The following is a 22,658-nucleotide window of genomic DNA, read 5'->3' on the forward strand; positions in this document are numbered from 1 at the left end:
TGTGTAAGTAAATAATTATAAAATCAAATAAATACAGAGGTTAGTATGGCAGATCAAGGTTCTGGCGGTAACGTAATCGCAGCATTATGTAATATATTTTTTCCTGGTTTAGGGCAGTTAGTGCAAGGGCGTATTTTAGCGGCTATATTTTTTGCACTCGCTATTATAATAAGTTACGCACTAATTTATGTGCTTGTAGGTTTTGTACTTGTGCCTATTATTTACTTATGGTCGATTATTGACGCAGCGCGTTATAGATCGCGAAGTTAACGGCTTTAAAGTTGAATAAAATAGCGCCCTTGTGGCGCTATTTTACTTTATATGTTCTGTGGTTTGCGAACGTTTACGTATATAATTACGCAATTAAAGATTTACAGGCAAACCCTATGGAATATCAATTTATTCGCGATCCTATTAGCGGGCTTCGTATTAAAATAAGCAGTGAACACGCTATTATTGGCCGCTGGCTAAACGAAGAAATAGGCAAAGATAAAGTAGCTATGGTGCAAGCGCTTATAGCATCGGTAAGTTCAAGTTTTGAGCCACTAACGCTAAAAGGCCAAGAAATAGATTTAATATTAACCAAAGACGAAGCATTATTTGAAGCCCATGCGCTTCATCAAGATAGCGAAGACCTAATAGCGTATCAAGATGATGATTTAGCGCTTGAAGAAAATGGTTTAAGTAGTGGTTGTGGCTTTGAAGATTTCATTGATTTAATTGATTCATGGGCTGAATTTAGCGGCTCAAAGTAAACTACATATTAAGATAGTGCTGATGCGTTAAGCTTCCTTTATCTGTACTATTACACTAATCAAAAACGACAGGAATGAATATGTCTGCCAATTTAAACAAGCTAGTAGTTATGCTAGAAATGCAAAACGCCATGAACACTAAAGTACATGAGCAATGGTTTACTCAAGGATTCGAATGGTACCGCGCTATTTGGGTTGAGTGTGCTGAAATGCTGGATCATCATGGTTGGAAATGGTGGAAAAAACAAACACCAGATACCGAACAAGTTATTTTAGAGTTGGTTGATATTTTTCATTTTGGTTTATCGCTTAGAATTGACGGCAAAACTAGCTACGAAGACTTAGCAAAGCAACTTGAAGCTGAACTTAGTAATGCTCAACAAGCGGATGACTTTAAACAAACGCTAGAAATATTAGCGGCTTCTGCTGTTGCAGATAAAACGTTTAATGCAGCTGCATTTGCTGGCTGTATGGCGCAAATGGGTATGGATATTGATGATTTATATCGCGGCTACGTAGGGAAAAATACGTTAAACTTTTTCCGCCAAGATCACGGTTATAAAGATGGTAGCTATATCAAAGAGTGGAACGGGCAAGAAGATAACGAGCATTTAGTTGAAGTAGTTAAAAGCCTTGATACGGAACATGCAGATTTTGCAAAGCTAGTATACCAAGGCCTTGAAGCGCGTTACCCAAAAATCTAGCCCAAGTAAACTACGTTAAATAATCTTACGATAGTCGGTAACACTCAGGTAATCGGCTATTTCGTTATGTGGTTGTTGGCTATCAGGGTTAGCAACTGCAAGTAAGTGCTCGATGCCGTATTCTCGTGCGGCATTTAATACCGGCACACTGTCATCTACAAACAAAGTGCGCTGCTTATTAAACCCTAAGTCTTTTTGTACTTGGTGCCACAAACTTTGCTGCTCTTTACTTACTCCATATTCATGAGTAGACACTACACCATCTAGGTAGTTATCAATCGCTGTATGCTCAAATTTTAGCATGACGCTCTCAGGGTGGGCGTTGGTAAGTAAAATTAACTCTTTGCCTGCTTTTTTAAGCTCGGTTAAAAAATGAGGTACGTCTTCGCGCATTTTAATTAAATGCTGAGACTCTCGTTTAAGCTCCATTATAGGCAAGCTTAATTGCTGCTCCCAATAATCTAAACAATACCACTGTATTTGACCGCTCACAGCTTGATAGCGTTTTAAAATATCTGCTTTAGCTGCATCTAGGCTAATGCCTCTAGCTAATGCGTGTTGCGCAGGGATAACGTTAAGCCAAAAATGACTGTCGTAATGTAAATCGAGTAATGTTCCATCCATGTCGAGCAAAACGGTATCGATTTTTGACCAATTTAACATAGGAATTTCAACTTATAAGGTTTATTATTGAACTAACTGCCATGATAGCAAATTAACGCCAATGACACAGAAAAAGCACCCAACACCACCACAAATCCTCAGTAACAATGTTGTTGCTAAAAGTCGCCTGTTTACTGTGGAGTCTTTAGAGTTAAAGTTTTCTAATAACGAAGAGCGCCAGTATGAGCGAATTCGCGGCGGTGGCCGGGGAGCAGTGATGATTGTTCCGTTAAGTGCAGATAATGAGTTACTACTTGTACGTGAATACTGTGCGGGCACAAACAATTACCAGTTAGGTTTTCCTAAAGGCTTAATTGATCCGGGCGAAACGCCAGAGCAAGCTGCTAACAGAGAACTTAAAGAAGAAATTGGCTTTGGTGCTGAGTATTTTAAACCATTAAGAACAGTAACAATGGCGCCGAGTTACTTTAATGCCACTATGCATATTTTATTTGCTAAGCAATTATACCCACAAACCCTTATTGGCGACGAACCAGAGCCGCTTGTTGTTGTTAAGTGGCCATTAACTCAGTGGCAGTCATTATTAGACCAAGAAGATTTTACCGAAGCACGCAGTGTTGCAGCTTTGCTATTATTAGATAAGTATTTAGCGTCTGGAGCTGCCGATGAATAAATTAATCGAACCGTGTATTGAATTAGCTGAGCGTGCTGGCGATGCAATTATGGCCATTTATAAAAAAGGCGATATTGGCCAACAAGAGAAATCAGATAATACGCCTGTCACCAAAGCTGATTTAGCAGCAAATGACGTACTGGTTGCTGGATTAAAAGCACTTGCGCCCGATATCCCAATTATGTCGGAAGAAACACCTATACCAGCACTCGCCGACAGACAGGACTGGCAGCGTTATTGGTTGCTCGATCCGATGGATGGTACTGGCGAATTTATTTTAGAAAGTGGCGACTTTGCAGTAAACATTGCATTGATTGAAAATAATCACCCTGTGCTTGGTGTTATTCATTGGCCTGCAAAAGGTGTGACTTATTTTGCTACAGCTAAAAATGGTGCCTTTAAACGTGAAAACTCAATTGATAAGCAAATATCTGTAGCGCCGCCAGAGAGCTTGACGCTTGCAGTGAGCCGCCGCCAAAAAATAGAAGCGGTGAGTCAGTATTTAAATAGTCAGTTTACAACGATTGCTATTGGTTCGTGTTCTTTAAAAGCCTGTACTGTTGCAGAGGGCAAAGCAGATTGTTTTTTAAGAATTGGTCCAACGGGAGAGTGGGATACAGGTGCTTCACAAGTTATTGTTGAAGAAGCCGGTGGTTGTATTACCGATGCAGAATTTAACCCGCTAACGTACAACCAACGAGAGAGTACTGAGAACCCTGACTTTATAGTGATGGGACATCCCGACTGGGAATGGCAAAAAATGATTAATCCGCATCAAAGATTGAGCGCAGAATAGTAATTTGGTTGCTTTTTGTTCGGTTGAACAACTTTAATTAGTTTAGGTCTTGCATTAAATGTTTATTCCTATATAGTAGCGCTCTCTTCAAGGCAGGCTCGTAAATATTACGAAAATGTTTTAAAGAAATTACAGGCGCGGGATGGAGCAGTCTGGTAGCTCGTCGGGCTCATAACCCGAAGGTCGTCGGTTCAAATCCGGCTCCCGCAACCAATTTCCTTAGGGATTGAGGTTACTGTAAACTCTAACTTAAGAGATAAAATAAAGTAGTCGATAGACTTAAAATATACAGGCGCGGGATGGAGCAGTCTGGTAGCTCGTCGGGCTCATAACCCGAAGGTCGTCGGTTCAAATCCGGCTCCCGCAACCAATTATTTAATTGGAAGCCAAGTTGTAATGTAAGCAACTTTAAACAAGTCTACAAATTTCAGGCGCGGGATGGAGCAGTCTGGTAGCTCGTCGGGCTCATAACCCGAAGGTCGTCGGTTCAAATCCGGCTCCCGCAACCACTGAAATAAATAAGAATGAAATGACACGCTTAAAGCGTGTTTTTTTATGTCTAAAATTTGGTGAGTGTGGTGAGATCATCTTCACTGCATGAGGCATTCACTTCTCATAAGCGCAAGCTCCCGCCCCCTGAGATACACTTTAAAATGTTATAAACTTCTTAAAATAAATCGTTATTACTTAAAACCTTGTTTGGTTTGTGTTAAAACGGCACAAATATTTTTAGGTTGTTACAAATATGACTGAACTTTACCACTGGTTTGATTTAATAGGCATTGCGGTGTTTGCTGTATCAGGCACTTTGCTAGCGTACGAGAAAAAAATGGATGGCTTTGGGGTCGTAGTTTTAGCGACAGTAACTGCTATTGGTGGTGGTACAGTGCGAGATCTAATTTTAGATGTTCCTGTGTTTTGGTTACACGATCAAAGTTACTTTTTTGCCATACTCGCTTCAGTATTTGTTACAACACGCCTTATAAATAAACAAAAGCCGATACCTCATTATATTTTACAAACAGCGGATGCGTTCGGGTTAGCTTTTTTTGCAGTAATGGGGGCGCAAAAAGCACAGCTTGTTGGTATGCCCGATATGACTGCGGTAATTATGGCTGTAATTACAGGCTGCTTTGGTGGATTAATTCGAGATGTGCTTGCACGCGAGATCCCTATGCTATTAAAGGGTGAGCTTTACGCTATTACCTGTATAGCGGGTGGTACTGTTTATACGCTTGGCATTAGTTTTTCGTTAGCAACCGAAATGGCGATGGTATTAGGCATGTTAATGACCTTATTACTTCGTTTAGCCGCTATAAAATGGCAAATCACATTACACGTTTTTAAATATCCTGACTAAACTGGTGTAATCACACCATTTACTAGGATAAGGAATGTCGTTAGCTCGTATATTTTCTCGTGCTCAAGTGGGCATAAATGCCCCTGAAGTTATTGTAGAAGTTCACCTAGGAAATGGTTTACCTGCTTTTCATATTGTAGGTCTGCCCGAAGCGTCTGTTAAAGAGTCGAAAGACAGGGTGCGTAGCGCACTCGAAAACTCACAATTTGGTTTTCCCGATCAACGAATAACCGTAAATTTAGCCCCAGCCGACTTACCAAAAGATGGTGGGCGGTTTGATCTGGCTATTGCGGTGGGTATTTTAGTCGCCTCTGGGCAAATAGTGTGTCCTGATATTCATAAGTACGAGTTTTATGGTGAGCTTGCTCTTAATGGTGAGGTGCGTGGTGTAAACGCTATTTTACCTTCGGTACTTGCTGCAAAAGAGCAAGATCGTTGCTGCTTTTTACCTCTTGCAAACGACAGCCTAGCAAGCTTAGTTAATGGCGTTAAACGCAAAGCCGTAAGCTCTATTCAAGAAGTATGGGGCGACCTACTTAATCAACAACCCTTGCCATTAAATATAGAGTACCCCGACTGCACTCAAGCCCCTGATTTTTTACTCGATTTAAGCGATGTGAAAGGTCAGCCTGGTGCCAAGCGAGTACTCGAAATTGCTGCAGCTGGCGGGCATAATTTACTATTTTTAGGCCCTCCTGGTACTGGTAAATCAATGCTGGCCCAGCGAATGGCTACTATAATGCCCACTATGTCGGACGATGAAGCTATTTCAACAGCTGCGCTTTACTCTATTATTGGGCAATCTATAGATTTAACTAATTGGCGACAGCGACCATTTCGTAATCCGCATCATACGTGCTCAGCGGTTGCTTTGGTGGGGGGCTCTTCGAATCCCAAACCTGGTGAAATTTCGCTGGCACATAACGGTGTGCTTTTCTTAGATGAGTTACCGGAATTCGAGCGTAAGGTGCTTGATTCACTGCGTGAACCAATGGAGACCGGTACGGTTACTATTTCACGTGCAGCTAGGCAAATGGAGTTCCCAGCGCAGTTTCAGCTTATTACAGCATTAAACCCAAGCCCAACGGGGAGCCATACTGATAAGCGGGCAACTCCCGATCAAGTTATGCGTTATTTATCACGCGTGTCGGGGCCTTTTATTGACCGTATTGATTTGCAAATAGAACTACCTCGTTTAACGAGTGTTGAGCTACAAAGTACCAAACCAGAGGAAACCAGTGCTGAGGTTAGAGCAAGAGTTGAGGCTGCTTATTATGTACAGCTAAAACGCCAAGGTAAGGTTAATGCGAGACTTAATAATAAAGAAATGAGTGTGCACTGTGAACTTGCGCCTGCAGAGTTGCAATTTTTAGCTAGAGCAAGCGAGAAGTTGTCTTTATCGCCACGCTCTTACCATAGAGTAATTAAGGTGGCGCGGACTATTAGTGATTTAAAAGGCGCTGAAAACATTAGTTTAAATGAGCTTAAAGAAGCACTTAATTACCGCGCATTTGAGCGCCTTATTGCGCAATTAACTAAGTATTAAATAGAAAGCATATAGCCTTTACCGCGTACGGTAACGATGCGTTTTTGATCTTTTTCGTCATTTAATTTTTTACGTAAACGACCAATAAGCACATCAACAGTACGATCGTTTGGGCTCCAATCGGGCTGGCCTATTTCTTCTGATATTTTTTCACGGGATGTGGCTTTACCTGCATTACTAATTAAGCAAATAAGCACTTTATGTTCGGCTTCAGTTAAGCGTGACTCAACGCCCGCAGCAGTAATTAATGTGCGGTTATCGGGATGAAGCTTAAAGTCAGCATATTCTATAAACTCTTCGCTTTCGTCGTCTTCTAGGTTAACGGCAACACGCTTATAGAGCGCGCGCATGCGAAGCTCTAACTCAAGTAAATCGACGGGCTTACAAATATAGTCATCAGCACCTTGTGCAAGGCCTGCAATACGATCGGCTTGGGAGTCACGACTCGATAATACAATAACGCCAATATCGGTCAGTGTGTTTAATTCTTTTGCGAGCTGAAGCCCGTCGCGCTTTGGCAAAACAATGTCAATTATGGCTAATGATATAGCACCGCGCAGGTTTACCCGCTGCCTTACAATATTAAGTGCATCAGCGCCAGTGGGGTCTACCTCTATTGTAAATTCGGTATCTGCAAAGTGATTTTTGATGCGTTTAACGAGTAGTTCATCGTCTTCAACCAATAAAACATTAATAGCCATAGTACTTTATTTTGAATGCTTATAGCTCTGTATGGTAGCACCAATAGGTAAATGCTGAGAAGGGGGTTTATTAGTTTTAAGTAACTTAATATTTCAAAGGTGTATAAGACGTTATTAGAGGATTAGGTTAGCACCTTTAGACTAATTAAAAGGTGCTAAATAATTAATTCTACTATTAATAAATCTGTATTAAGTTGTTATTTTAAAGGTTCAGGCTCAGTCATTTTTATACATCGAGTCCCACCATTGAGGCTCGTTTTTTAGCTTTTTATCAAAGTATGCGAGCATGGTGTTCCACCAATCAAATCGTTTATCGCGTGCAAAAATTTGATGGTCGGCGCCTTTGTATTCGATTAACTCTACGTCCTTATTAAGCAGTTTAAGCGCAGTGTACATTGTTAAGCTTTCGCCAACAGGTACATTGGTATCGCTATCACCATGAAGAAGTAGCATAGGTGTTGTTACTTTGTCGGCATGAAATACAGGGCTATGTTGGCTGTAAAGCTCAGGGTTATTCCACGGGAAGCTATTTTTTGATGCTTCGCCAGAATATAAGTAGCCCCACCAACCTTCACCCCAATACGAGGTAATATTAGAAATACCCGCATGAGCTATTGAAGCACTAAATATATCGGTTTTAGTTGCTAATAACATGGTCATGAAGCCACCGTACGATGCCCCTAAGTTACCTACTTTTTTACTATCAACATAGTTGTATTTATTTAAAAAGGCTTGCGTGCCTTCGATAATATCGTCTGCGGTGTAGTCGCCCCAGGCATTAACATGCTGCGCTGAAAAATTTTGTCCAAACCCTGTTGCGCCAGTAGGTTGCACTACATAAACAACATAGCCATTTTCTGCCCATAAGTTAAACGGGTAACGACCTGTAAAACCACGCGTAACAGGTGAAGTACCGCCGTAGTAATACACGAGCGCTGGGTGCTTTTTAGTTTTATCTAAATTGCTTGGAATGTAAACACGGCCCGTTATCTCAACCCCATGTTTATTTTTAAAATTAAACTCTTCTAATGTAGGGAGTCGTGTATTTGCATAGCTACTTGGTTTTGAATCCCATATTAAATCTGTTTTATTTTTACTTACGTTCAGGCGCTTTAGTTGTTGTGGCGCTAAAGCGTTAGTGCCACTTAATAAAATTTCGGTATTACGGTCGTGTGAGTAACTAAATTGTTCAACAATATCCAATCCCGTATTTAACTTTTTAAAGCGCTGTTTACTTAAATCAAATAGGTAAAGTGGTTGAGTGTCTTGCTCTGTTACTTTAATGAGCGCATCGCCGTTTTCTAAAACGTGCAGTTGGCCAATAGCGGGGTCGAATTGTTTACTGAGTGCTTTTACGTTTTTACCGCTTTCAGTAAGTAGGTAAAGTTGCCCGTCGTAGTTATTAGCAAGCATTGCTTTTGGTAGTGCTCTGCCTGCGCCATTTTTAAAGTCCGGGCCTGCAACTACATAAATATCTTTATTTGCGTATTTGGCTAAATTAAACGTTTTGAATTTACCAAGCGATGAAAGCTTGTTTGATTTTAAATCGAGTTCAACAAGCTCTGTTTCAGGGTGGGTTGATGCCTGTATTGCCATTACTGGGCGGCTCATTAATACTTTGCCACGGTTACTATTTGAATCTTCAAGGCTGTAAGAAAGAGGACCTTGGCTAAGTGCTTTTGTTAAACCACTTTTAGTATCAAGCATATAAATTTGGCTGATGGAACGCGCATACGACCAGCGATCTTGCAGACCTTTATAGTGCTTGGTTAAGCTGTTAGTACTCTCAGGTGATTTAGACCAGCTAAACAAAAGACTGGTGTCGTTATAAAAGGTAAAGCCATTAGCTCCTTCTAAATCGTTTGCTAATGTTTTTATTGAGAAGTTTTTACGGTTAAGTTGTTTAAGCTCACCATTTAACAAATACACTAAATATTGGTTATCTGGACTCCAAATAATGTTACTTGGTTGGCCTGCTTCAAAGCGATAAAGCGTTTGATTGTCTGAATCTTTAAGTACAGTAACTGTATTTGCTTGATTTTGTGTTTTATCGCTATAAGTGCGAGTGGTAGTAACGTACTGTTTGGCATTAGGTGCGAGTGATAATTGGCTAATAGTAGGAGCATCAAACATTTGTTTTGCAGATAAACGTTTTATGTGTGAAGTGCTGAGCGTAATTTTATCAATGTCGCTCTTAGGAGCAAAATCAAGCGTTACATCGTGCCAATTAGCTACTTGCTGGGCTACTATTAAAACAGTGTGAGTACTGTTATTTAAAGCTAACTTATAGCTATTTTTATCGCCTGTTTGTAGTTCGCCATTAATAAATAACTGACCTTGCTCAATCCCTTTTAAGGTAAGTGTACCTTGCGTAAAGTGGGTTGTTTCAATATTAAATTTTAGTGCCTGTAACCCACCTAAAGTGAGCGCATTGATTTTATTAAACGGCTGCCAGTTTTGTTTTTTCCCAAATACAAAAAAACTATCTGTGTCTGCTTGTAGTTGCGGCAATAGGTTGTTAATAATCGCACTGCCATGAGGTGTCTGAAAAGGCTTTAACTGCATGTCTTCGGCAAGTGGGCCGATAAACTGAATTTTTGATTTATCCATTGGTGCAGCTATTGCAGCAAAGCTTAAGCTGCTAAGCGTTAAAAGAGCTGCTGCGTACTTAAATAGCTTATTTTGATGACACCATGGTGCGCTAAATTTCATTATTATGCCTATTATTATTGGAAGTTTGGCCAAATATAGCATGTATTGTTACCATGCTCACATATCCAATATAGAGGAGAGAAAGTGACTTTACTGATAGTTTATATGGTAGTGGCGATTGTTATTTCGTTTTTATGTTCTGTGATGGAGGCTGTGTTATTAAGTATTTCGCCCAGCTATGTTGCATCACTTAGAAAAAAACACCCTGAGCTTGCTAAACAGCTCGAAAAGCTTAAAAACAATATAGATCAGCCTTTAGCTGCTATTTTAACTTTAAATACAGTTGCCCATACTGCAGGTGCAGCGGGAGTTGGCGCACAAGCGGCTGTCGTTTTTTCCGATGCGGCTGTAGGTATTGCATCAGCCATTATGACATTTCTCGTATTAATTCTTTCTGAAATTATACCTAAAACCTTGGGGGCTAATTACTGGCGAGCTTTAACCCCAAGTGTTACCTACGCTTTGCGGTTTTTAGTTATATCGCTAAAGCCTTTTGTATGGTTTGCTCAAAAGCTAACAAATTTAATGGGTCCAAAGCACGATGAGGCTTACTATATTCGTCAAGAGATAGAGGCAATGGCAGATATAGGCACGGAGTCGGGAGCATTACATCAAGATGAATCTGATATTATCCGTAATTTGTTGCATTTTAAGCATGCAAAATTATGTGATTTAATGACGCCGCGAACTGTTATTTTCAAAATCCATAAAGATTTAACAGTTAATCAGTATTTAAATGAACATGGATCGTCATCGTTTTCTAGAGTGTTGGTATTTGATAAAGATGCCGATGATATCGTTGGGTTTGTGCATAAAAACGATATTATGCTGGCATTTCACCGCTTAGGCACCGATTACAAAATTAGCAAATTGATTAAGCCTATTTATACCGTACCAACTTCTCAGAACGTATCGTCGTTACTGCAAACACTTTTAACAAAGCGCACTCATATATGCTTAGTTGTTGATGAGTACGGTGACGTGCAGGGTATTGTAACGTTAGAGGATATGATTGAAGCTTTAATGGGGCTAGAGATTGTAGATGAGCGTGACCAATCTACTAATATGCGCGCAGTAGCAAGGCAGCGTTGGCACAAACGCTTAGCAAGTAGTGCACATATAGTTAGTGAAGAAGATAAACACACTCGGGGTGATAATTAGCTAACAGGCCCCGAGTAAATATTAGTTCCGCTTTAAGCGGGGCTGCCATCAGTTTTAAGCCAATCTTTAGCCCAAGATATAAATTCGTCTTGTGGTTTAGGGCGACTAAATAAAAAACCTTGTATGGCTAGGTTTCTTCTATAGTGCCTTAAATAATCGAGCTCTTCTGGGCGTTCAACGCCTTCTGCCACTAAATCTAAATGATCTTTATTCGTAATATTAAATAACGAACTTACAACCACTTGAGAAAATAAATCTGTTTCTATATGGCTAATGAGTGAACGGTCTATTTTAATTTCAGTAAAAGGAAGGTTTCGAAGCTGGTTCATATTAGTAAAGCCAACACCAAAGTCGTCTAGCGATATACCAAAGCCATGCATTCTTAATCTATTTAGTGTTTCTAATTGCATGAGGCTTGAGAGTGCATGTTGTTCTGTTATTTCTATAATTATATTACTAGGCGTGAGTTGGTTTAATTCTAAAATAAGTAATAATTTATTAGGGCAGTTTAGGTCATCGAGCTGGGTTGGCGATAAGTTAAAGGCCATTTTAAAATCATGACCTAGTTGTGCTGTCATATTTTTGAATTCGCTGGTGGCCTTTTCAAAAAGAGAAAATGTAATTTGATTAATTAAGTTGTGTTGTTCGGCAGTATTTATAAAACGGCAAGGTAAAATAATATTGTCGTCTTTACTTGATAAAATACGCGCTAACACTTCAACGCTTTCAATTTTATTGTTATCAGCGTTTATTTTTGGTTGATAATAAGGCGTTATTTCATCATTTTTTAATGCATCAATAAGCTCATCTTTTGAAATGGCTGGCTCTTTTAATAAAGTGTGGCTGTTTAATTGCGCCACTTTAGTAAGTAACCTACTAACCTGAGACAGTTGCACTGGCTTTGAAATATTACCAATGAGGTGCGCGTTATGTTGTTTCGCGAGATTGGCAGCTAAGTTAATAACTTTATGGTCCATTTCAGAAACAATTATTATACCGCCTTGATAATGTAACTCTCCTAAGTGGCGGATTAATTCCATGCCGTCCATTTCGGGCATATTGAGATCAGTAAAAATAGCATCAAAGTAGTTGATATCTTCTTTAACTTTTTCAAGCGCTTCTTTTGCATTCAGGTACGTAGTTATAGTGTTAGACATACCCAATTCGTTAAGTATAGCTTCCATAACGATCAAAATTGCTTTTGAATCGTCAACAACTAAAATATTAGGCACTATCTTCTTCACTGTTATCCCTTTCAATGTATCGCTTGGAGTTACTATAAAAGTAGTAGTGTTTTTTTATTTTGTCAGTATCAAATGCTTTTATTTTGAAAATAGTTACCTAGCACCTTCCCTCGTGTTTTTGAGCTGATTAGGTATACTAGCGCCATTATTTTAAACGGTCTTAATTATGATAAGAATAGATCTTACTTTAGCCGAGCAACCATTTTCGCTTATGCTGTATGGGCAAAAAATTGTGCAAGTGTTTCATGGACAACAAGCCATTACCTTTGATAACCCTCGTGAAAACTACTATCAGTTTACTCACGACAATAAAGTAATTGGTATTGATACTGGAACGGTGGAAGAGCAAAGCATTTCGCTTTTTGTAGATGATCAATTTGCAACACAACTTGCGCTACCAGCACCTACAAATGGCTCACCTAAAAAAGGCTTTTTAGGGCTAGCTGCATTAGGTTTTAAGCTTTTTAAAAGTGCTAAGGTAATTAAAGTAGTGCTTGCGGGGGCTTCTGTTGCAGGCTATGCGTGGTTATTTAGTATTGAATTTGCACTAATGCTAATTGGTTGCTTAGTCGTACACGAGTACGGCCATGTGCGAGCAATGAAATACTTTGGCATAAAAACCAAAGGTATTTACTTAATCCCGTTTGTTGGTGGGCTTGCTGTAAGTGACGATAAAATAACGACTCGTTGGCAAGATGTCGTTATATCATTAATGGGGCCTGCGTTTGGTTTAATTACCTCGGTGTTGGGCGTCGTTTTATATTACGCCACCGAGATGGAAATATTTGCAGGTGTTGCAGTTCTTAGTGCGTTATTAAATTTATTTAACTTGTTACCTATTCTACCGCTTGATGGCGGGCATGTATTAAAAAGTATTAGCTTTTCAATGCGTTCATGGATTGGTTTTAGCGTATGCTTATTAGGCGTACTATTTGGCTTATGGCTGAGCTACACCTTTGGCTTAATGTTACTGGTATTCTTTTTGTTTGTAGGTGCGCTGGAAATTGTATTTGAGTGGCGAGGCCGTCACTATTCACATTTAATGCCACTAGATAAATATGGCCAAGGTTTTTCAGCGGTTATGTATGCAATTGTAGTGGCTGGGCATGTAGCTGTAATGATGCACTTTGCCGATTCAGAAAATCCAATATTGAGCCTGCCGATGACTATTTTATCGAGCTAGTATTTATCGTTCTAGATGAAAACGGGCTGTAATATTTATTACAGCCCGTTAAACATTAATAAAAGCTCAATACCAGCGATATAAAAACCCCAGTCACAAACAACTGCACAACACAAAACCCCATAATATCTTTTGCTTTTAGGCCCGCTATAGCCAATACGGGTAGTGCCCAAAAAGGCTGAATTAAATTGGTCCAGGTATCGCCCCACGCAACAGCCATAGCAACACGTGATATATCGGCACCTAGCTCTTGTGCTGCAGGTATTACAATAGGCGCTTGTACTGCCCATTGCCCGCCGCCAGAGGGAACAAACATATTAACGAGTCCTGCACTTATAAAACTAAAGAATGGCAAGCTATCAGCATCTGCAACGGCAATAAAGCCACGTGATATCTGTTGTGCTAATCCGCTATCAACCATTACCGCCATAATGCCAGCATAAAAAGGAAATTGAATAACAATGCCAGCCCCGCTTGGAGTTGCTTGTTGCAGACTGTTAAGTAAATTATGGGGTGTTTGATGCAGCGTAATAGCTAAAAACAAAAATACGGCAATAACGCTATTAAGGTTTAAGTTTCCGCCAGCAATAAAAAAGTAATAACCTAAATATGCCAAACCTAATAAGCCAATTGTCATGCCGAGTAGTTTACTTTTTTCCAAATGTTGGGCGGGTCTGGTTATTGTTGTGGGCTTAGGTGTTGTCTCTTGTAAAAGAGCTGGGTCGATATATACGCTTTCTTGCTCGCTTGGCAGCATATAGCGATTAACGAGCGGCATAATAATGAATAAACCAACTAATATGGCTATATTAAAGCCCGCAAATAAAGTGTGCTCTGTACTAATAATACCAATGCTGGCCTCTGAAAAGTGACCATCGGTTGCAATAGTTAAAGGAATCGAACCCGCTAATCCGCCATGCCATACAACAAAGCCTGAGTAAGCGCTGGCTACTAATAATCGATAATCAACACGAGTATGTTTAGCAATTGCCTTGGCAAAAAGGGCACCAATAACTAAGCCAAATCCCCAATTTACCCAGCTCGCTAAAAGCGAAATAAGCGTGACTAATATAATTGCTTTAGGTGCGGTGCTTGCAAATGTTGCTAGCTTTTCTAATAACTTACTTATAAGTGGCGTACTTGCCAACATATAGCCTGTAATTAACACTAGTAGCATTTGCATAGCAAAACTTAATAAGTTCCAAAACCTACCTCCCCACGCTTGTAATACTTCAATGTTAGTTGCGGTTGTAAATAAGCTCGCACTGACAAGAGTAATTATTGTAAGTAAAATTACAAATATAAAAGGGTCGGGAAGATAACGCTCTACAATTTTAGTAAAAGGGCGGGCTATTTTATTAAGCATAAGCACAACTGTTTTGGTTATTATTTTAACGCTAATTAATCATGAAAAATCACCATTGGCAAACAGCATTTAGTCTTATATTTGCGGTTAAAAGCTTAAACATTGCTTAAAAGCATCGCTTACAGTAACGTACTGTTTATAGATAATTTACTAACGAAGACTTTGTATTATGCCGGTGATATTTAAAAGGCTAGCGTTACTTGTTCGCGCTCATATAGATCAGTTGAGTTGGCAAGCAGTGGCATTAGCTATTTTGACTCATATGCTATTAACATGGAGCTTACTATTTATAGCGAATGAGAAAGCGTTAACCTCGCTTACTACCTTTTTTTACTATTACACAGTAACAACATCAACAGTGGGATATGGTGACTTTAGTCCAACTACTGATCTTGGTCGTTGGGTGGTTGCATTAATACAAATTCCATTTGGTTTAGCTTTATTTGGTGTTTTGCTAGGAAAAGCAGGACAAACTGTTACTTACTTAATTAGGCGCGCTATGACTGGTGATAAAAACTTTGCCCACAGTAACCACCATATTATTATTTTTGGTTGGCACGACACTCGTACAAAAAAGATGATTGATTACATTTTGGCAGATACGAAACGTACTGACCGTCGTATATTACTCGCGGTAACAGAGCAAATGGATCATCCTTTTTTAGCTAACGAAAGCGTTGATTTTGCACGTTTAACGAGCTTTACTAATTTAGCTGAGCTAGAGCGGGTTGCTATTCGTAGTGCTGATAAGGTGATTATTGATGGTCAAGATGATGACCAAACATTTACCACAGCACTGCGTATTAGTCGCTTAGTAAAAGATGATTGCCATATAAGCGCTCACTTTTTAGATGAAACTAAAGTAGATATGCTACTAGAGCATTGTCAAAATGTAGAATGCAGCAGTGCTAAATCAGCAGAAATACTAGTACGCTCCATGCAAGATCCAGGCTCTAGCCGTGTGCAAGAAGAGCTACTTTCTACGCTGCGTGGTGATACACAATTTAGTTTGAAAATACCAAACGGATGCAAAGATATGGAGTTTGGTACTTTGTTTCATCATTTTAAGCTTGAGCATGATGCAATACTGTTAGGCGTAGCTCATAACCTAAGCGCTCAAAATATGGATTTAAATCCGCCATTAGATTACAAAGTAAGTGAAGGCGATATTTTACATTATATATCGGTAGAACGAGTATTAAGCAGTGAAGTAGATTGGTCGAGTTTAGAAAAATAATGAATGAAGTTGTATTTTTAATTGTTGTTTTAAGTGCTTACATTTTACCTGTTGTTATTGTACTTAATAGTAAGCGTACAAAGGGCCATGAAAAGAACGGCTGGTTAATGGGAATAATTATATTTTCTTGGTTAGGATTAATGATGTACTTTGCCATGGTGCCCAAGCATGGGCACAAAAAGAAAAAGGCCAAATAGAGTAGTTGGCCTTTACAGCCGCTTTTACTGGCGTAACTACTCTTCTAGTTGCTTAATTTTATGCTCAATTAAAGGATCGTCAGGTACAAGTTGTTGAGCAACTTCTAATAACTGAATGGCATCATTAGGATGCTCATCTTGATGCTTAAGAGCAACGTCTATTAATGGCTGAATATCAATTTTTGCCTGATGTTCTTGTACATACACTTCTTTTTCATCAGCTAAAATTTTATGCGCTGTACTCAATAATGCTAAACGATGGGGGGAGTCTGCATTAGCCGTATTGAGACTTTTGTAATAATCTTCTTTTAAGCGTAAGGTTTTGGTTTGCAGGCGAAACTGTGCAATATCGATTTGCTGATGTTGAATGAAATCAACGGCTACTTGCTTATAAAACCCAAACTTATTCAAATATGTAGCGTGTGTGCCATGTCCCATACCAAATACTCGCAAGTGAGTTAACTGCTTATAGCGCTTGGCGTGCATTCGGTCTATACGATTAGTAGGATCGTAAATAATATAGCCTTGGGCATCTCCTAAATCTAGATCGTGATAATCTTGTTGCCAGTCAAACTGCTGAGCTATATCGGTACTAGAGCGGTCATCCCACGGTACTAATTCTTTATTTTTAGTACTTACCGGGTGAAAGAACAGTACTTGGTTTAGCTTTAATAGTTTAGCAAAAGCGCCAACAGCAAATCCGCCACGGCTTAAGCCATAGCCTAATCGACAATTAAACGGCGTAAGTAATGTTGATAATTGCTCGAGAAAAAAGATTAAATTACGATTACGAAACCAATTACTTTTACCTAAATGCTGAAAAGCGATTACGTTTACGTTTTGTTTTTGAGCCAAGTGATAACCCCATGGTGCAAAATCAGGGTGAAGATCTTGCTCTTGCACGTTAGTGCCTGCGGGTGAAAAGGTAAAAAGCAGGGGCTTATTAACGTCAACAAAATCATACTTAACAAATACATCGCCGAGTAAATCACTACCCGTCATGGGTAATCGAGTTTGTTGCTCATTGCGCGGGAGAGTTAACCATTCATCTAACCAATACAGTAATTTCATTAATCCTCCAGCTATAAGTCAGCGTAGATCATATCAAACTCAATGAAATTAGGTCAAACCGAGAGGGTGTTACTGCGCCATTTTGATTATTTCATCCCAGTCATTTTTAGTAACAGGCATTATTGATAGTCGTCCGCCTTTTTAAGTGCGATTTCAGTAATATTATTATTGGCTTTAATATCTTTAAGGCTAATTAATTTTTTTAAATGGCTTTGGTAAGTAACCTCAACAACAACCCAGCGTGGTTTGTCGCTGGTGGCTTTTGCATCGTAATAGTCGCTACTTAAATCAAGCTGAGTAGGGTCAGGGTAGGCATCGTGTGTCACTTCGGCAATACCCGCTACACCTACGTGTTTACAGCTTGAATGGTAAATCATCACTGAATCACCGAGCTTAACGCCATCACGCATGAAGTTTCGCGCTTGGTAATTACGCACGCCTTCCCAAAGAGTCGCTTGTTTTGGTGCGTTTTTTAAATCATCTAATGAAAACGCATCGGGTTCAGTTTTAAATAGCCAGTAAGCCATAACAGTATTCCTAACAAATATTTACTTCCCACTATTGTATAGTATCATTTGGATACTAGGGTAATGAGGAAGAAGTAATGAGCCAAGTATTAGATGATTTATTGTCGTTGTTAACACTTGAAGAAATTGAGCAAGGTTTATATCGAGGACAAAGCCAAGATTTAGGCTTTGGTGCTGTATTTGGCGGTCAAGTTATGGGGCAGGCGCTTTCTGCTGCCAAAGAAACCCTACCTGAGGGGCGTATAGTTCACTCATTACATTCTTACTTTTTACGCCCAGGCGATCCAGCTAAACCGATTGTTTATGATGTAGAAACTATTCGCGATGGAAAGAGCTTTAGTACTCGCCGAGTAAAAGCGATTCAGTACGGTAAGCCAATTTTTTATATGACAGCGTCGTTTCAGGGTGAAGAAAATGGTTTGTCGCATCAAGCAACAATGCCTGATGTACCCGCACCTGAAGAGTTACGCTCATCACTTGAGTTTTATCAAGATAACGCTTCTCATATCCCTGAAGTCATCCGTAATAAGTTTACGCGTGAAATGCCAATTGAAATGCGACCAGTAACTTTTCATAACCCGTTTAAACCAGAAGTTATGGAGCCGGTAAAGCATATTTGGTTTAAAGCTAATGGTGAAATGCCAGACGATCAGCGCATCCACAATTACTTATTAGCATACGCCTCTGATTTTGAGTTTTTACCAACAGCATTGCAGCCTCATGGTGTATCGTTTATGCAGCCAAATATGCAAGTAGCTACTATTGATCATGCAATGTGGTTTCATCGGCCATTTAGAATGGATGATTGGATTTTGTATTCAATTGACAGTCCAAGTGCGAGTAATGGGTGTGGTTTGGTACGCGGGCAGTTTTTTGATCGCCAAGGCAACTTGGTTGCCTCAACAATGCAAGAAGGGGTTATGCGTCAGCGCTAACCCCCCTTCTATAGATATATTACTAGTTACACTGATCTTGTACTATATCGCTGATTGACTGCCAGACGCGTGCTGGCAGTAATGTTTTAAGGTGTGCGTAGGTTTCGCAAAGTTGTGTACTGCCTACTAAGCCTTTATCACCCTCTGTTATTAACGACTCGCCACGTAAGTTTTCGATAAAACTAACAAGTACTTTTTTATCAAAAAACTCAGGTGTTTTAATGCCATGCAGTGTGCCTAAACGCTGTGCAAGCACTTGGCTCTCTCGTTCTAATTCTGCTTTTTCAATGCCATCACTTGTTTGAATAAAACCAATCACAATAGCGTAACGTTGTAGAGTAAAACTAAGTGCTCGTCCAAGCATTTCTAGCTTAGCTAAGCAGTCATTACTGTTCGTTATATGAATGTTATCGCCATCAAACTCAATTAAATTTTGATCAGCAAAGTTAGCTAAAATACGCGTTATATAGTTTTCATCAAGAGGCTGTAAATACCACTCTTTAGCAAATAGCGGATAAAATGTTTTTACAAGTTGCTGGCATTGAGCAATCGTAGTGCTGTGTTGTTTAAATAGATGTAGTGCAATTAAGCTTGGTACTGCAAACAAGTGCAAAATATTGTTTCGGTAGTAATTAAACAGTACTTTTTCTTTATCGCTAATCGTAATGATTTCGCCAAACTCATCACTGATAACTTCAAACTTATTAAGCTTTAATGCATGCGTTAGTAATTGCTCTGGTGTTTCGTCTGGTGTAGTTACTTTATTACTGTAGCTGGCATCACGCTGTAAGCGCAGATAAAAATCAAGCTGTGCTAATAGCTTTGGTTTACTCAATGCTTGCTTATCATTAACCAGCAATATCATCGCTAGTAAGTTAACCGCATTAAGCGCCGCTGCATTATTAATTTTAACCATTACTTGGTCGGCAAGTTTAGTTACTTGTGGTGCTAACCATTGTGGCTTTTGCACGTCAGTTGGGTGTATTGAATCACGCCAATCAGGTTGGTTATCGTTTAAGTATTGGTTAATAGAGATTGGGTCGCCAAAGTTTAAATTACCACGACCGTAGTTTTTAAGGTTTTTGATTGCCTTAAAAATACCAAATATAGATTCGCCTTTTTTATCTTTTCCATCTAGCTCTTTAAGGTAGGTGTTAATTTCCATTACGTGCTCGTAGCCAATGTACACAGGAACGATAGATATTGGTCTGTCTATTCCGCGTAGCATTGCTTGTAATGTCATAGATAGCATACCTGTTTTAGGTGGAAGTAAGCGCCCAGTTCGGCTTCGACCGCCTTCCGTGTAAAACTTAACAGAGTAACCTTTAATAAACAGTTGGCTTAAATACTCTTTGAATATGGCAGAATAAAGTTTATTACCTGCAAACGAGCGACGAATAAAAAACGCACCAGAGCGTCTAAATATGCCTCCGGCAGGGAAAAAGTTAAGATTTATACCAGCAGCTATATGCGGAGGTACTAAACCTAAATGATAAATAGAGTAAGTAAGCAGTAAGTAATCCATATGGCTGCGATGACAAGGCATATAAATTATTTCATGGCCTTTATCTGTTAGTTCATGAATTTGTTCGGCGTGTTTAATATCAATACCATTATAAAGCTTATTCCATAACCAAGTTAAAAACCTTTCGGCCACACGTATCATTGCTTCAGAGTAATTAGCAGCTATCTCATCAAGTAGCTTAAGTGCATTTTGGCGGGCTTCTGTTTGGCTAATGTTTTTAGCTTTAGCTTCATCTTGAATTGCTTTTTTTATTGTAGGTGACGCTAATAATGAATTAAATAATTGCTCACGAGAGGGCATTTTAGGGCCTGTAGCAGCTAGCTTTTGGCGCTTAAAGTGAACACGTGCTACACGTAATAATTTATGTGGTAACTCGCTTACATCGGCTTTTTCATTGACTAAAAGCGATAAGTCGAGTGGTTGGCTAAAGCGAATAAAGTTGTCGCGTCCTGAAAACAACACCACAAAAAACTTTCTAAACCAGCTAGGAGTTAGAGAGTGCGTAATTAAAGTGCGTAGCCCTGGCTTTTCTTTACCCGGGTCGCGACCCCATAAAATAGTAACAGGCACCACTTGTACGTTTTGCTGCCCACTTTGTATTAGGTATTCAATAATTTGTTTACCTTGAGCTAAAGCATTGGTTGGCTTAGCTTCATCACCAAACAGTGGTGGTGGATTTTTAATACCAATAAAACGGTCTAAATCTTGGTTACCTAATACTTGCTCTTCAGTTGGGCTAGGTAGACCATTTTTTTTACACGCATGTGCGAGAGCCGCTAAATCAAATCGTGAATTTAAACGCACTATATAAAATGTAGGGTACTCAGGGTTTAGATCATACTGTTTAATCGGATTTTCTGGCAGCACTTTGCTTTTTACAAATAAGCGGCTAAATCCAGCAGACATAACATTTAAACAATAATTAAAAATACGCATCGACTCACCATATTGAGAGTATTAAGGGCAAAATTAGCGCAGTAGGATACCATAATATCTAAAAATCCCTTAGTTTGCGTAATTAAGGTGTTAACTTGTTTATTGACTAACAGTAGAGGTATTAGTTCAAGTATAGCTAGTAAGCATGTATGGGTGCTTATTTAATCAAATTTATAGGCATTGTATTGTTTCTAAATAGTTGTTGCATTTATCACCAATACCTCTATAATACGCAGGCTTTCAAAATTCCTCTGGGAACTAGAAAGGATAAATTAAGCTTGGATTTCAAGCTAATAAACAGGAGTTCCGATTTGGAACTCAACGTAGATATAATCAAACAGCCGACATCTTAAGTTTTAAGATTGTTTCGGTCGTTTTTTTATGCTCTTTTATATGCTCTTTATATTGAGGTTAAGAATGTCAAATCAACGCATTCGTATTCGCCTAAAAGCTTTTGACCACCGTTTGATTGACCAATCAACGGCAGAAATCGTGGAAACTGCGAAACGCACTGGCGCACAAGTACGTGGTCCAATCCCACTACCTACACGCTTTGAACGTTTTACTGTACTAACTTCACCGCACGTTAATAAAGATGCGCGTGATCAGTACGAGATCCGCACCCATAAACGTCTGATAGACATCGTAGAACCAACTGACAAGACTGTAGACGCGCTTATGCGTTTAGATCTTGCTGCTGGTGTTGATGTTCAAATCAGCCTGGGTTAATCGAAAGATTAGAGAGGTTTTAGGAAAATGGCATTAGGTCTAGTCGGTCGTAAAGTGGGTATGACACGAATCTTCACTGAAGATGGTGTATCTATCCCTGTGACAGTTATTGAAGCGACACCTAACCGCATTGCTCAGATCAAATCTGACGCAACAGACGGTTATAACGCGCTTCAAGTAACCGCAGGCACTAAAAAAGCAAGTCGTGTAAACAAAGCTAAAGCGGGTCATTTCGCTAAAGCTGGTGTTGAAGCGGGTCGCGGTCTGTGGGAATTCCGCCTTAACGGTGGTGAAGGCGATTTTGAAGTAGGCGCTGAGCTTACTGTTGAATTATTCAACGAAATCAACAAGGTTGACGTAACCGGTACTTCTAAAGGTAAAGGTTTCCAAGGTGGTGTTAAGCGCTGGAATTTCAGCATGCAAGACGCTACACATGGTAACTCTCTATCTCACCGTGCTCCTGGTTCAATCGGTCAAAACCAATCACCTGGTAAGGTGTTTAAAGGTAAGAAAATGGCCGGTCATATGGGTGCTGAGCGTGTAACGACTCAAAACTTAGAACTAGTTCGCGTTGACGCTGAGCGTAATTTGCTTTTAGTTAAGGGTGCAGTACCTGGAGCTATTGGCGGTGACGTTATCGTTAAACCAGCTGTTAAAGCATAAGTCCTGGAGATTT

General features: G+C 39.6%; 21 protein-coding genes, 3 tRNA genes and 1 pseudogene. 17 read left to right on the forward strand and 8 right to left on the reverse strand.

The features are described 5' to 3' along the window. The first annotated feature begins 45 nt into the window (after window positions 1–45). The 3 genes from ABX891_RS02915 (at window position 46) to ABX891_RS02925 (ending at window position 1,459) form a co-directional block, all read left to right on the forward strand. Window positions 46–270 (forward strand): hypothetical protein, encoded by a 225-nt coding sequence (locus ABX891_RS02915; protein ID WP_002963009.1) that lies wholly within the window; start codon window positions 46–48, stop codon window positions 268–270. 116 nt (window positions 271–386) lie between these two features. Then, window positions 387–755, forward strand: a complete 369-nt coding sequence (locus ABX891_RS02920) for a YacL family protein (protein ID WP_354628872.1) — start codon at window positions 387–389, stop codon at window positions 753–755. Window positions 756–835: 80 nt separating this feature from the next. Then, window positions 836–1,459, forward strand: coding sequence for a dUTP diphosphatase (locus tag ABX891_RS02925; protein ID WP_002963012.1), 624 nt, complete (start codon window positions 836–838; stop codon window positions 1,457–1,459). Window positions 1,460–1,474: 15 nt separating this feature from the next. On the opposite strand, the gene yrfG is transcribed toward ABX891_RS02925, so the two are convergent. Next, window positions 1,475–2,122 carry a GMP/IMP nucleotidase gene (yrfG, locus tag ABX891_RS02930; protein WP_007378908.1) on the reverse strand — a complete coding sequence of 216 codons (648 nt, stop codon included), beginning with the start codon at window positions 2,120–2,122 and terminating at the stop codon, window positions 1,475–1,477. A gap of 61 nt (window positions 2,123–2,183) precedes the next feature. On the opposite strand from yrfG, the gene nudE reads away from it, so the two are divergent. The 7 genes from nudE (at window position 2,184) to ABX891_RS02965 (ending at window position 6,458) form a co-directional block, all read left to right on the forward strand. Continuing rightward, window positions 2,184–2,756, forward strand: a complete 573-nt coding sequence (gene nudE / locus ABX891_RS02935) for an ADP compounds hydrolase NudE (RefSeq protein WP_154903622.1) — start codon at window positions 2,184–2,186, stop codon at window positions 2,754–2,756. Further along, a complete protein-coding gene (gene cysQ, locus ABX891_RS02940; protein ID WP_002963016.1) occupies window positions 2,749–3,552 on the forward strand; it encodes a 3'(2'),5'-bisphosphate nucleotidase CysQ in 804 nt (267 codons plus the stop codon). Before nudE ends, cysQ begins: the two co-directional genes overlap by 8 nt. A 136-nt stretch (window positions 3,553–3,688) precedes the next feature. Further along, window positions 3,689–3,765, forward strand: a tRNA-Met gene (locus tag ABX891_RS02945). Between the two features lie 80 nt (window positions 3,766–3,845). After that, window positions 3,846–3,922, forward strand: a tRNA-Met gene (locus ABX891_RS02950). Between the two features lie 62 nt (window positions 3,923–3,984). Then, window positions 3,985–4,061: transfer RNA gene (locus ABX891_RS02955), tRNA-Met, on the forward strand. 236 nt (window positions 4,062–4,297) lie between these two features. Beyond that, window positions 4,298–4,912, forward strand: coding sequence for a trimeric intracellular cation channel family protein (locus ABX891_RS02960; protein ID WP_002957915.1), 615 nt, complete (start codon window positions 4,298–4,300; stop codon window positions 4,910–4,912). A gap of 34 nt (window positions 4,913–4,946) precedes the next feature. After that, window positions 4,947–6,458 (forward strand): YifB family Mg chelatase-like AAA ATPase, encoded by a 1,512-nt coding sequence (locus ABX891_RS02965; protein ID WP_002957914.1) that lies wholly within the window; start codon window positions 4,947–4,949, stop codon window positions 6,456–6,458. Here the strand turns inward: ABX891_RS02965 and ABX891_RS02970 are convergent. Both ABX891_RS02970 and ABX891_RS02975 read right to left on the reverse strand, forming a co-directional pair. After that, a complete protein-coding gene (locus tag ABX891_RS02970; protein WP_024605629.1) occupies window positions 6,455–7,159 on the reverse strand; it encodes a response regulator transcription factor in 705 nt (234 codons plus the stop codon). The two genes, ABX891_RS02965 and ABX891_RS02970, sit on opposite strands and share 4 nt — an antisense overlap. Before the next feature lie 216 nt (window positions 7,160–7,375). Further along, window positions 7,376–9,871 (reverse strand): alpha/beta hydrolase family protein, encoded by a 2,496-nt coding sequence (locus ABX891_RS02975; RefSeq protein ID WP_354628874.1) that lies wholly within the window; start codon window positions 9,869–9,871, stop codon window positions 7,376–7,378. 84 nt (window positions 9,872–9,955) lie between these two features. On the opposite strand from ABX891_RS02975, the gene ABX891_RS02980 reads away from it, so the two are divergent. Then, on the forward strand, window positions 9,956–11,032 hold the full coding sequence (locus tag ABX891_RS02980; RefSeq protein WP_002957910.1) for a hemolysin family protein: 1,077 nt from the start codon (window positions 9,956–9,958) through the stop codon (window positions 11,030–11,032). A 32-nt stretch (window positions 11,033–11,064) separates the two neighbouring features. Here the strand turns inward: ABX891_RS02980 and ABX891_RS02985 are convergent, their stop codons facing one another. Next, complete coding sequence (locus ABX891_RS02985) at window positions 11,065–12,276, reverse strand: EAL domain-containing response regulator (RefSeq protein ID WP_354628876.1); 1,212 nt, start codon at window positions 12,274–12,276, stop codon at window positions 11,065–11,067. Between the two features lie 166 nt (window positions 12,277–12,442). Between ABX891_RS02985 and ABX891_RS02990 the strand changes: the two genes are divergently transcribed. Continuing rightward, window positions 12,443–13,459 (forward strand): metalloprotease, encoded by a 1,017-nt coding sequence (locus ABX891_RS02990; RefSeq protein WP_354628877.1) that lies wholly within the window; start codon window positions 12,443–12,445, stop codon window positions 13,457–13,459. Between the two features lie 55 nt (window positions 13,460–13,514). On the opposite strand, the gene ABX891_RS02995 is transcribed toward ABX891_RS02990, so the two are convergent. Then, the gene (locus ABX891_RS02995; protein ID WP_354628879.1) at window positions 13,515–14,825 is read right to left on the reverse strand and encodes a short-chain fatty acid transporter; all 1,311 of its coding nucleotides are present in this window, start codon (window positions 14,823–14,825) and stop codon (window positions 13,515–13,517) included. 169 nt (window positions 14,826–14,994) lie between these two features. Between ABX891_RS02995 and ABX891_RS03000 the strand changes: the two genes are divergently transcribed. Continuing rightward, window positions 14,995–16,062: a potassium channel family protein gene (locus tag ABX891_RS03000; protein ID WP_354628880.1), complete on the forward strand. Its 1,068-nt coding sequence runs from the start codon at window positions 14,995–14,997 to the stop codon at window positions 16,060–16,062. Beyond that, window positions 16,062–16,259, forward strand: coding sequence for a PLDc N-terminal domain-containing protein (locus tag ABX891_RS03005; protein ID WP_354628881.1), 198 nt, complete (start codon window positions 16,062–16,064; stop codon window positions 16,257–16,259). Before ABX891_RS03000 ends, ABX891_RS03005 begins: the two co-directional genes overlap by 1 nt. A 36-nt stretch (window positions 16,260–16,295) precedes the next feature. Here the strand turns inward: ABX891_RS03005 and ABX891_RS03010 are convergent, their stop codons facing one another. Together ABX891_RS03010 and ABX891_RS03015 are read right to left on the reverse strand one after the other, a co-directional pair. Beyond that, window positions 16,296–17,330, reverse strand: a complete 1,035-nt coding sequence (locus ABX891_RS03010; protein ID WP_354628883.1) for a cytosolic protein — start codon at window positions 17,328–17,330, stop codon at window positions 16,296–16,298. Between the two features lie 69 nt (window positions 17,331–17,399). Continuing rightward, window positions 17,400–17,857: pseudogene (locus ABX891_RS03015) on the reverse strand (EVE domain-containing protein). A gap of 77 nt (window positions 17,858–17,934) precedes the next feature. Here ABX891_RS03015 and tesB point away from each other — a divergent pair. Next, window positions 17,935–18,792: an acyl-CoA thioesterase II gene (tesB, locus tag ABX891_RS03020; protein WP_002957902.1), complete on the forward strand. Its 858-nt coding sequence runs from the start codon at window positions 17,935–17,937 to the stop codon at window positions 18,790–18,792. A 22-nt stretch (window positions 18,793–18,814) separates the two neighbouring features. On the opposite strand, the gene plsB is transcribed toward tesB, so the two are convergent. After that, window positions 18,815–21,253 carry a glycerol-3-phosphate 1-O-acyltransferase PlsB gene (gene plsB / locus ABX891_RS03025; protein ID WP_354628884.1) on the reverse strand — a complete coding sequence of 813 codons (2,439 nt, stop codon included), beginning with the start codon at window positions 21,251–21,253 and terminating at the stop codon, window positions 18,815–18,817. Between the two features lie 417 nt (window positions 21,254–21,670). Between plsB and rpsJ the strand changes: the two genes are divergently transcribed. Next, window positions 21,671–21,982 (forward strand): 30S ribosomal protein S10, encoded by a 312-nt coding sequence (gene rpsJ, locus ABX891_RS03030; protein WP_002957900.1) that lies wholly within the window; start codon window positions 21,671–21,673, stop codon window positions 21,980–21,982. A gap of 27 nt (window positions 21,983–22,009) precedes the next feature. Continuing rightward, entirely contained in the window at window positions 22,010–22,645 is a 636-nt protein-coding gene (rplC, locus tag ABX891_RS03035; RefSeq protein WP_002957898.1) for a 50S ribosomal protein L3, read from the forward strand. Window positions 22,646–22,658: the final 13 nt, after the last annotated feature.

The organism is Pseudoalteromonas sp. NCIMB 1079, from assembly GCF_040567695.1.
Lineage (GTDB): Bacteria > Pseudomonadota > Gammaproteobacteria > Enterobacterales > Alteromonadaceae > Pseudoalteromonas > Pseudoalteromonas distincta.

Excerpts from the sequence above, each read along its gene's own strand:
- yrfG (WP_007378908.1), bottom strand. The coding sequence starts at position 2,122 with ATGTTAAATTGGTCAAAAATCGATACCGTTTTGCTCGACATGGATGGA.
- tesB (WP_002957902.1), top strand. The coding sequence starts at position 17,935 with ATGAGCCAAGTATTAGATGATTTATTGTCGTTGTTAACACTTGAAGAA.
- rpsJ (WP_002957900.1), top strand. The coding sequence starts at position 21,671 with ATGTCAAATCAACGCATTCGTATTCGCCTAAAAGCTTTTGACCACCGT.
- ABX891_RS02975 (WP_354628874.1), bottom strand. The coding sequence starts at position 9,871 with ATGAAATTTAGCGCACCATGGTGTCATCAAAATAAGCTATTTAAGTAC.
- cysQ (WP_002963016.1), top strand. The coding sequence starts at position 2,749 with ATGAATAAATTAATCGAACCGTGTATTGAATTAGCTGAGCGTGCTGGC.
- ABX891_RS02970 (WP_024605629.1), bottom strand. The coding sequence starts at position 7,159 with ATGGCTATTAATGTTTTATTGGTTGAAGACGATGAACTACTCGTTAAA.
- ABX891_RS02960 (WP_002957915.1), top strand. The coding sequence starts at position 4,298 with ATGACTGAACTTTACCACTGGTTTGATTTAATAGGCATTGCGGTGTTT.
- ABX891_RS02925 (WP_002963012.1), top strand. The coding sequence starts at position 836 with ATGTCTGCCAATTTAAACAAGCTAGTAGTTATGCTAGAAATGCAAAAC.
- ABX891_RS02920 (WP_354628872.1), top strand. The coding sequence starts at position 387 with ATGGAATATCAATTTATTCGCGATCCTATTAGCGGGCTTCGTATTAAA.
- ABX891_RS02995 (WP_354628879.1), bottom strand. The coding sequence starts at position 14,825 with ATGCTTAATAAAATAGCCCGCCCTTTTACTAAAATTGTAGAGCGTTAT.
- nudE (WP_154903622.1), top strand. The coding sequence starts at position 2,184 with ATGACACAGAAAAAGCACCCAACACCACCACAAATCCTCAGTAACAAT.
- ABX891_RS02965 (WP_002957914.1), top strand. The coding sequence starts at position 4,947 with ATGTCGTTAGCTCGTATATTTTCTCGTGCTCAAGTGGGCATAAATGCC.
- ABX891_RS02990 (WP_354628877.1), top strand. The coding sequence starts at position 12,443 with ATGATAAGAATAGATCTTACTTTAGCCGAGCAACCATTTTCGCTTATG.
- rplC (WP_002957898.1), top strand. The coding sequence starts at position 22,010 with ATGGCATTAGGTCTAGTCGGTCGTAAAGTGGGTATGACACGAATCTTC.
- ABX891_RS02915 (WP_002963009.1), top strand. The coding sequence starts at position 46 with ATGGCAGATCAAGGTTCTGGCGGTAACGTAATCGCAGCATTATGTAAT.
- plsB (WP_354628884.1), bottom strand. The coding sequence starts at position 21,253 with ATGCGTATTTTTAATTATTGTTTAAATGTTATGTCTGCTGGATTTAGC.
- ABX891_RS03000 (WP_354628880.1), top strand. The coding sequence starts at position 14,995 with ATGCCGGTGATATTTAAAAGGCTAGCGTTACTTGTTCGCGCTCATATA.
- ABX891_RS03010 (WP_354628883.1), bottom strand. The coding sequence starts at position 17,330 with ATGAAATTACTGTATTGGTTAGATGAATGGTTAACTCTCCCGCGCAAT.
- ABX891_RS03005 (WP_354628881.1), top strand. The coding sequence starts at position 16,062 with ATGAATGAAGTTGTATTTTTAATTGTTGTTTTAAGTGCTTACATTTTA.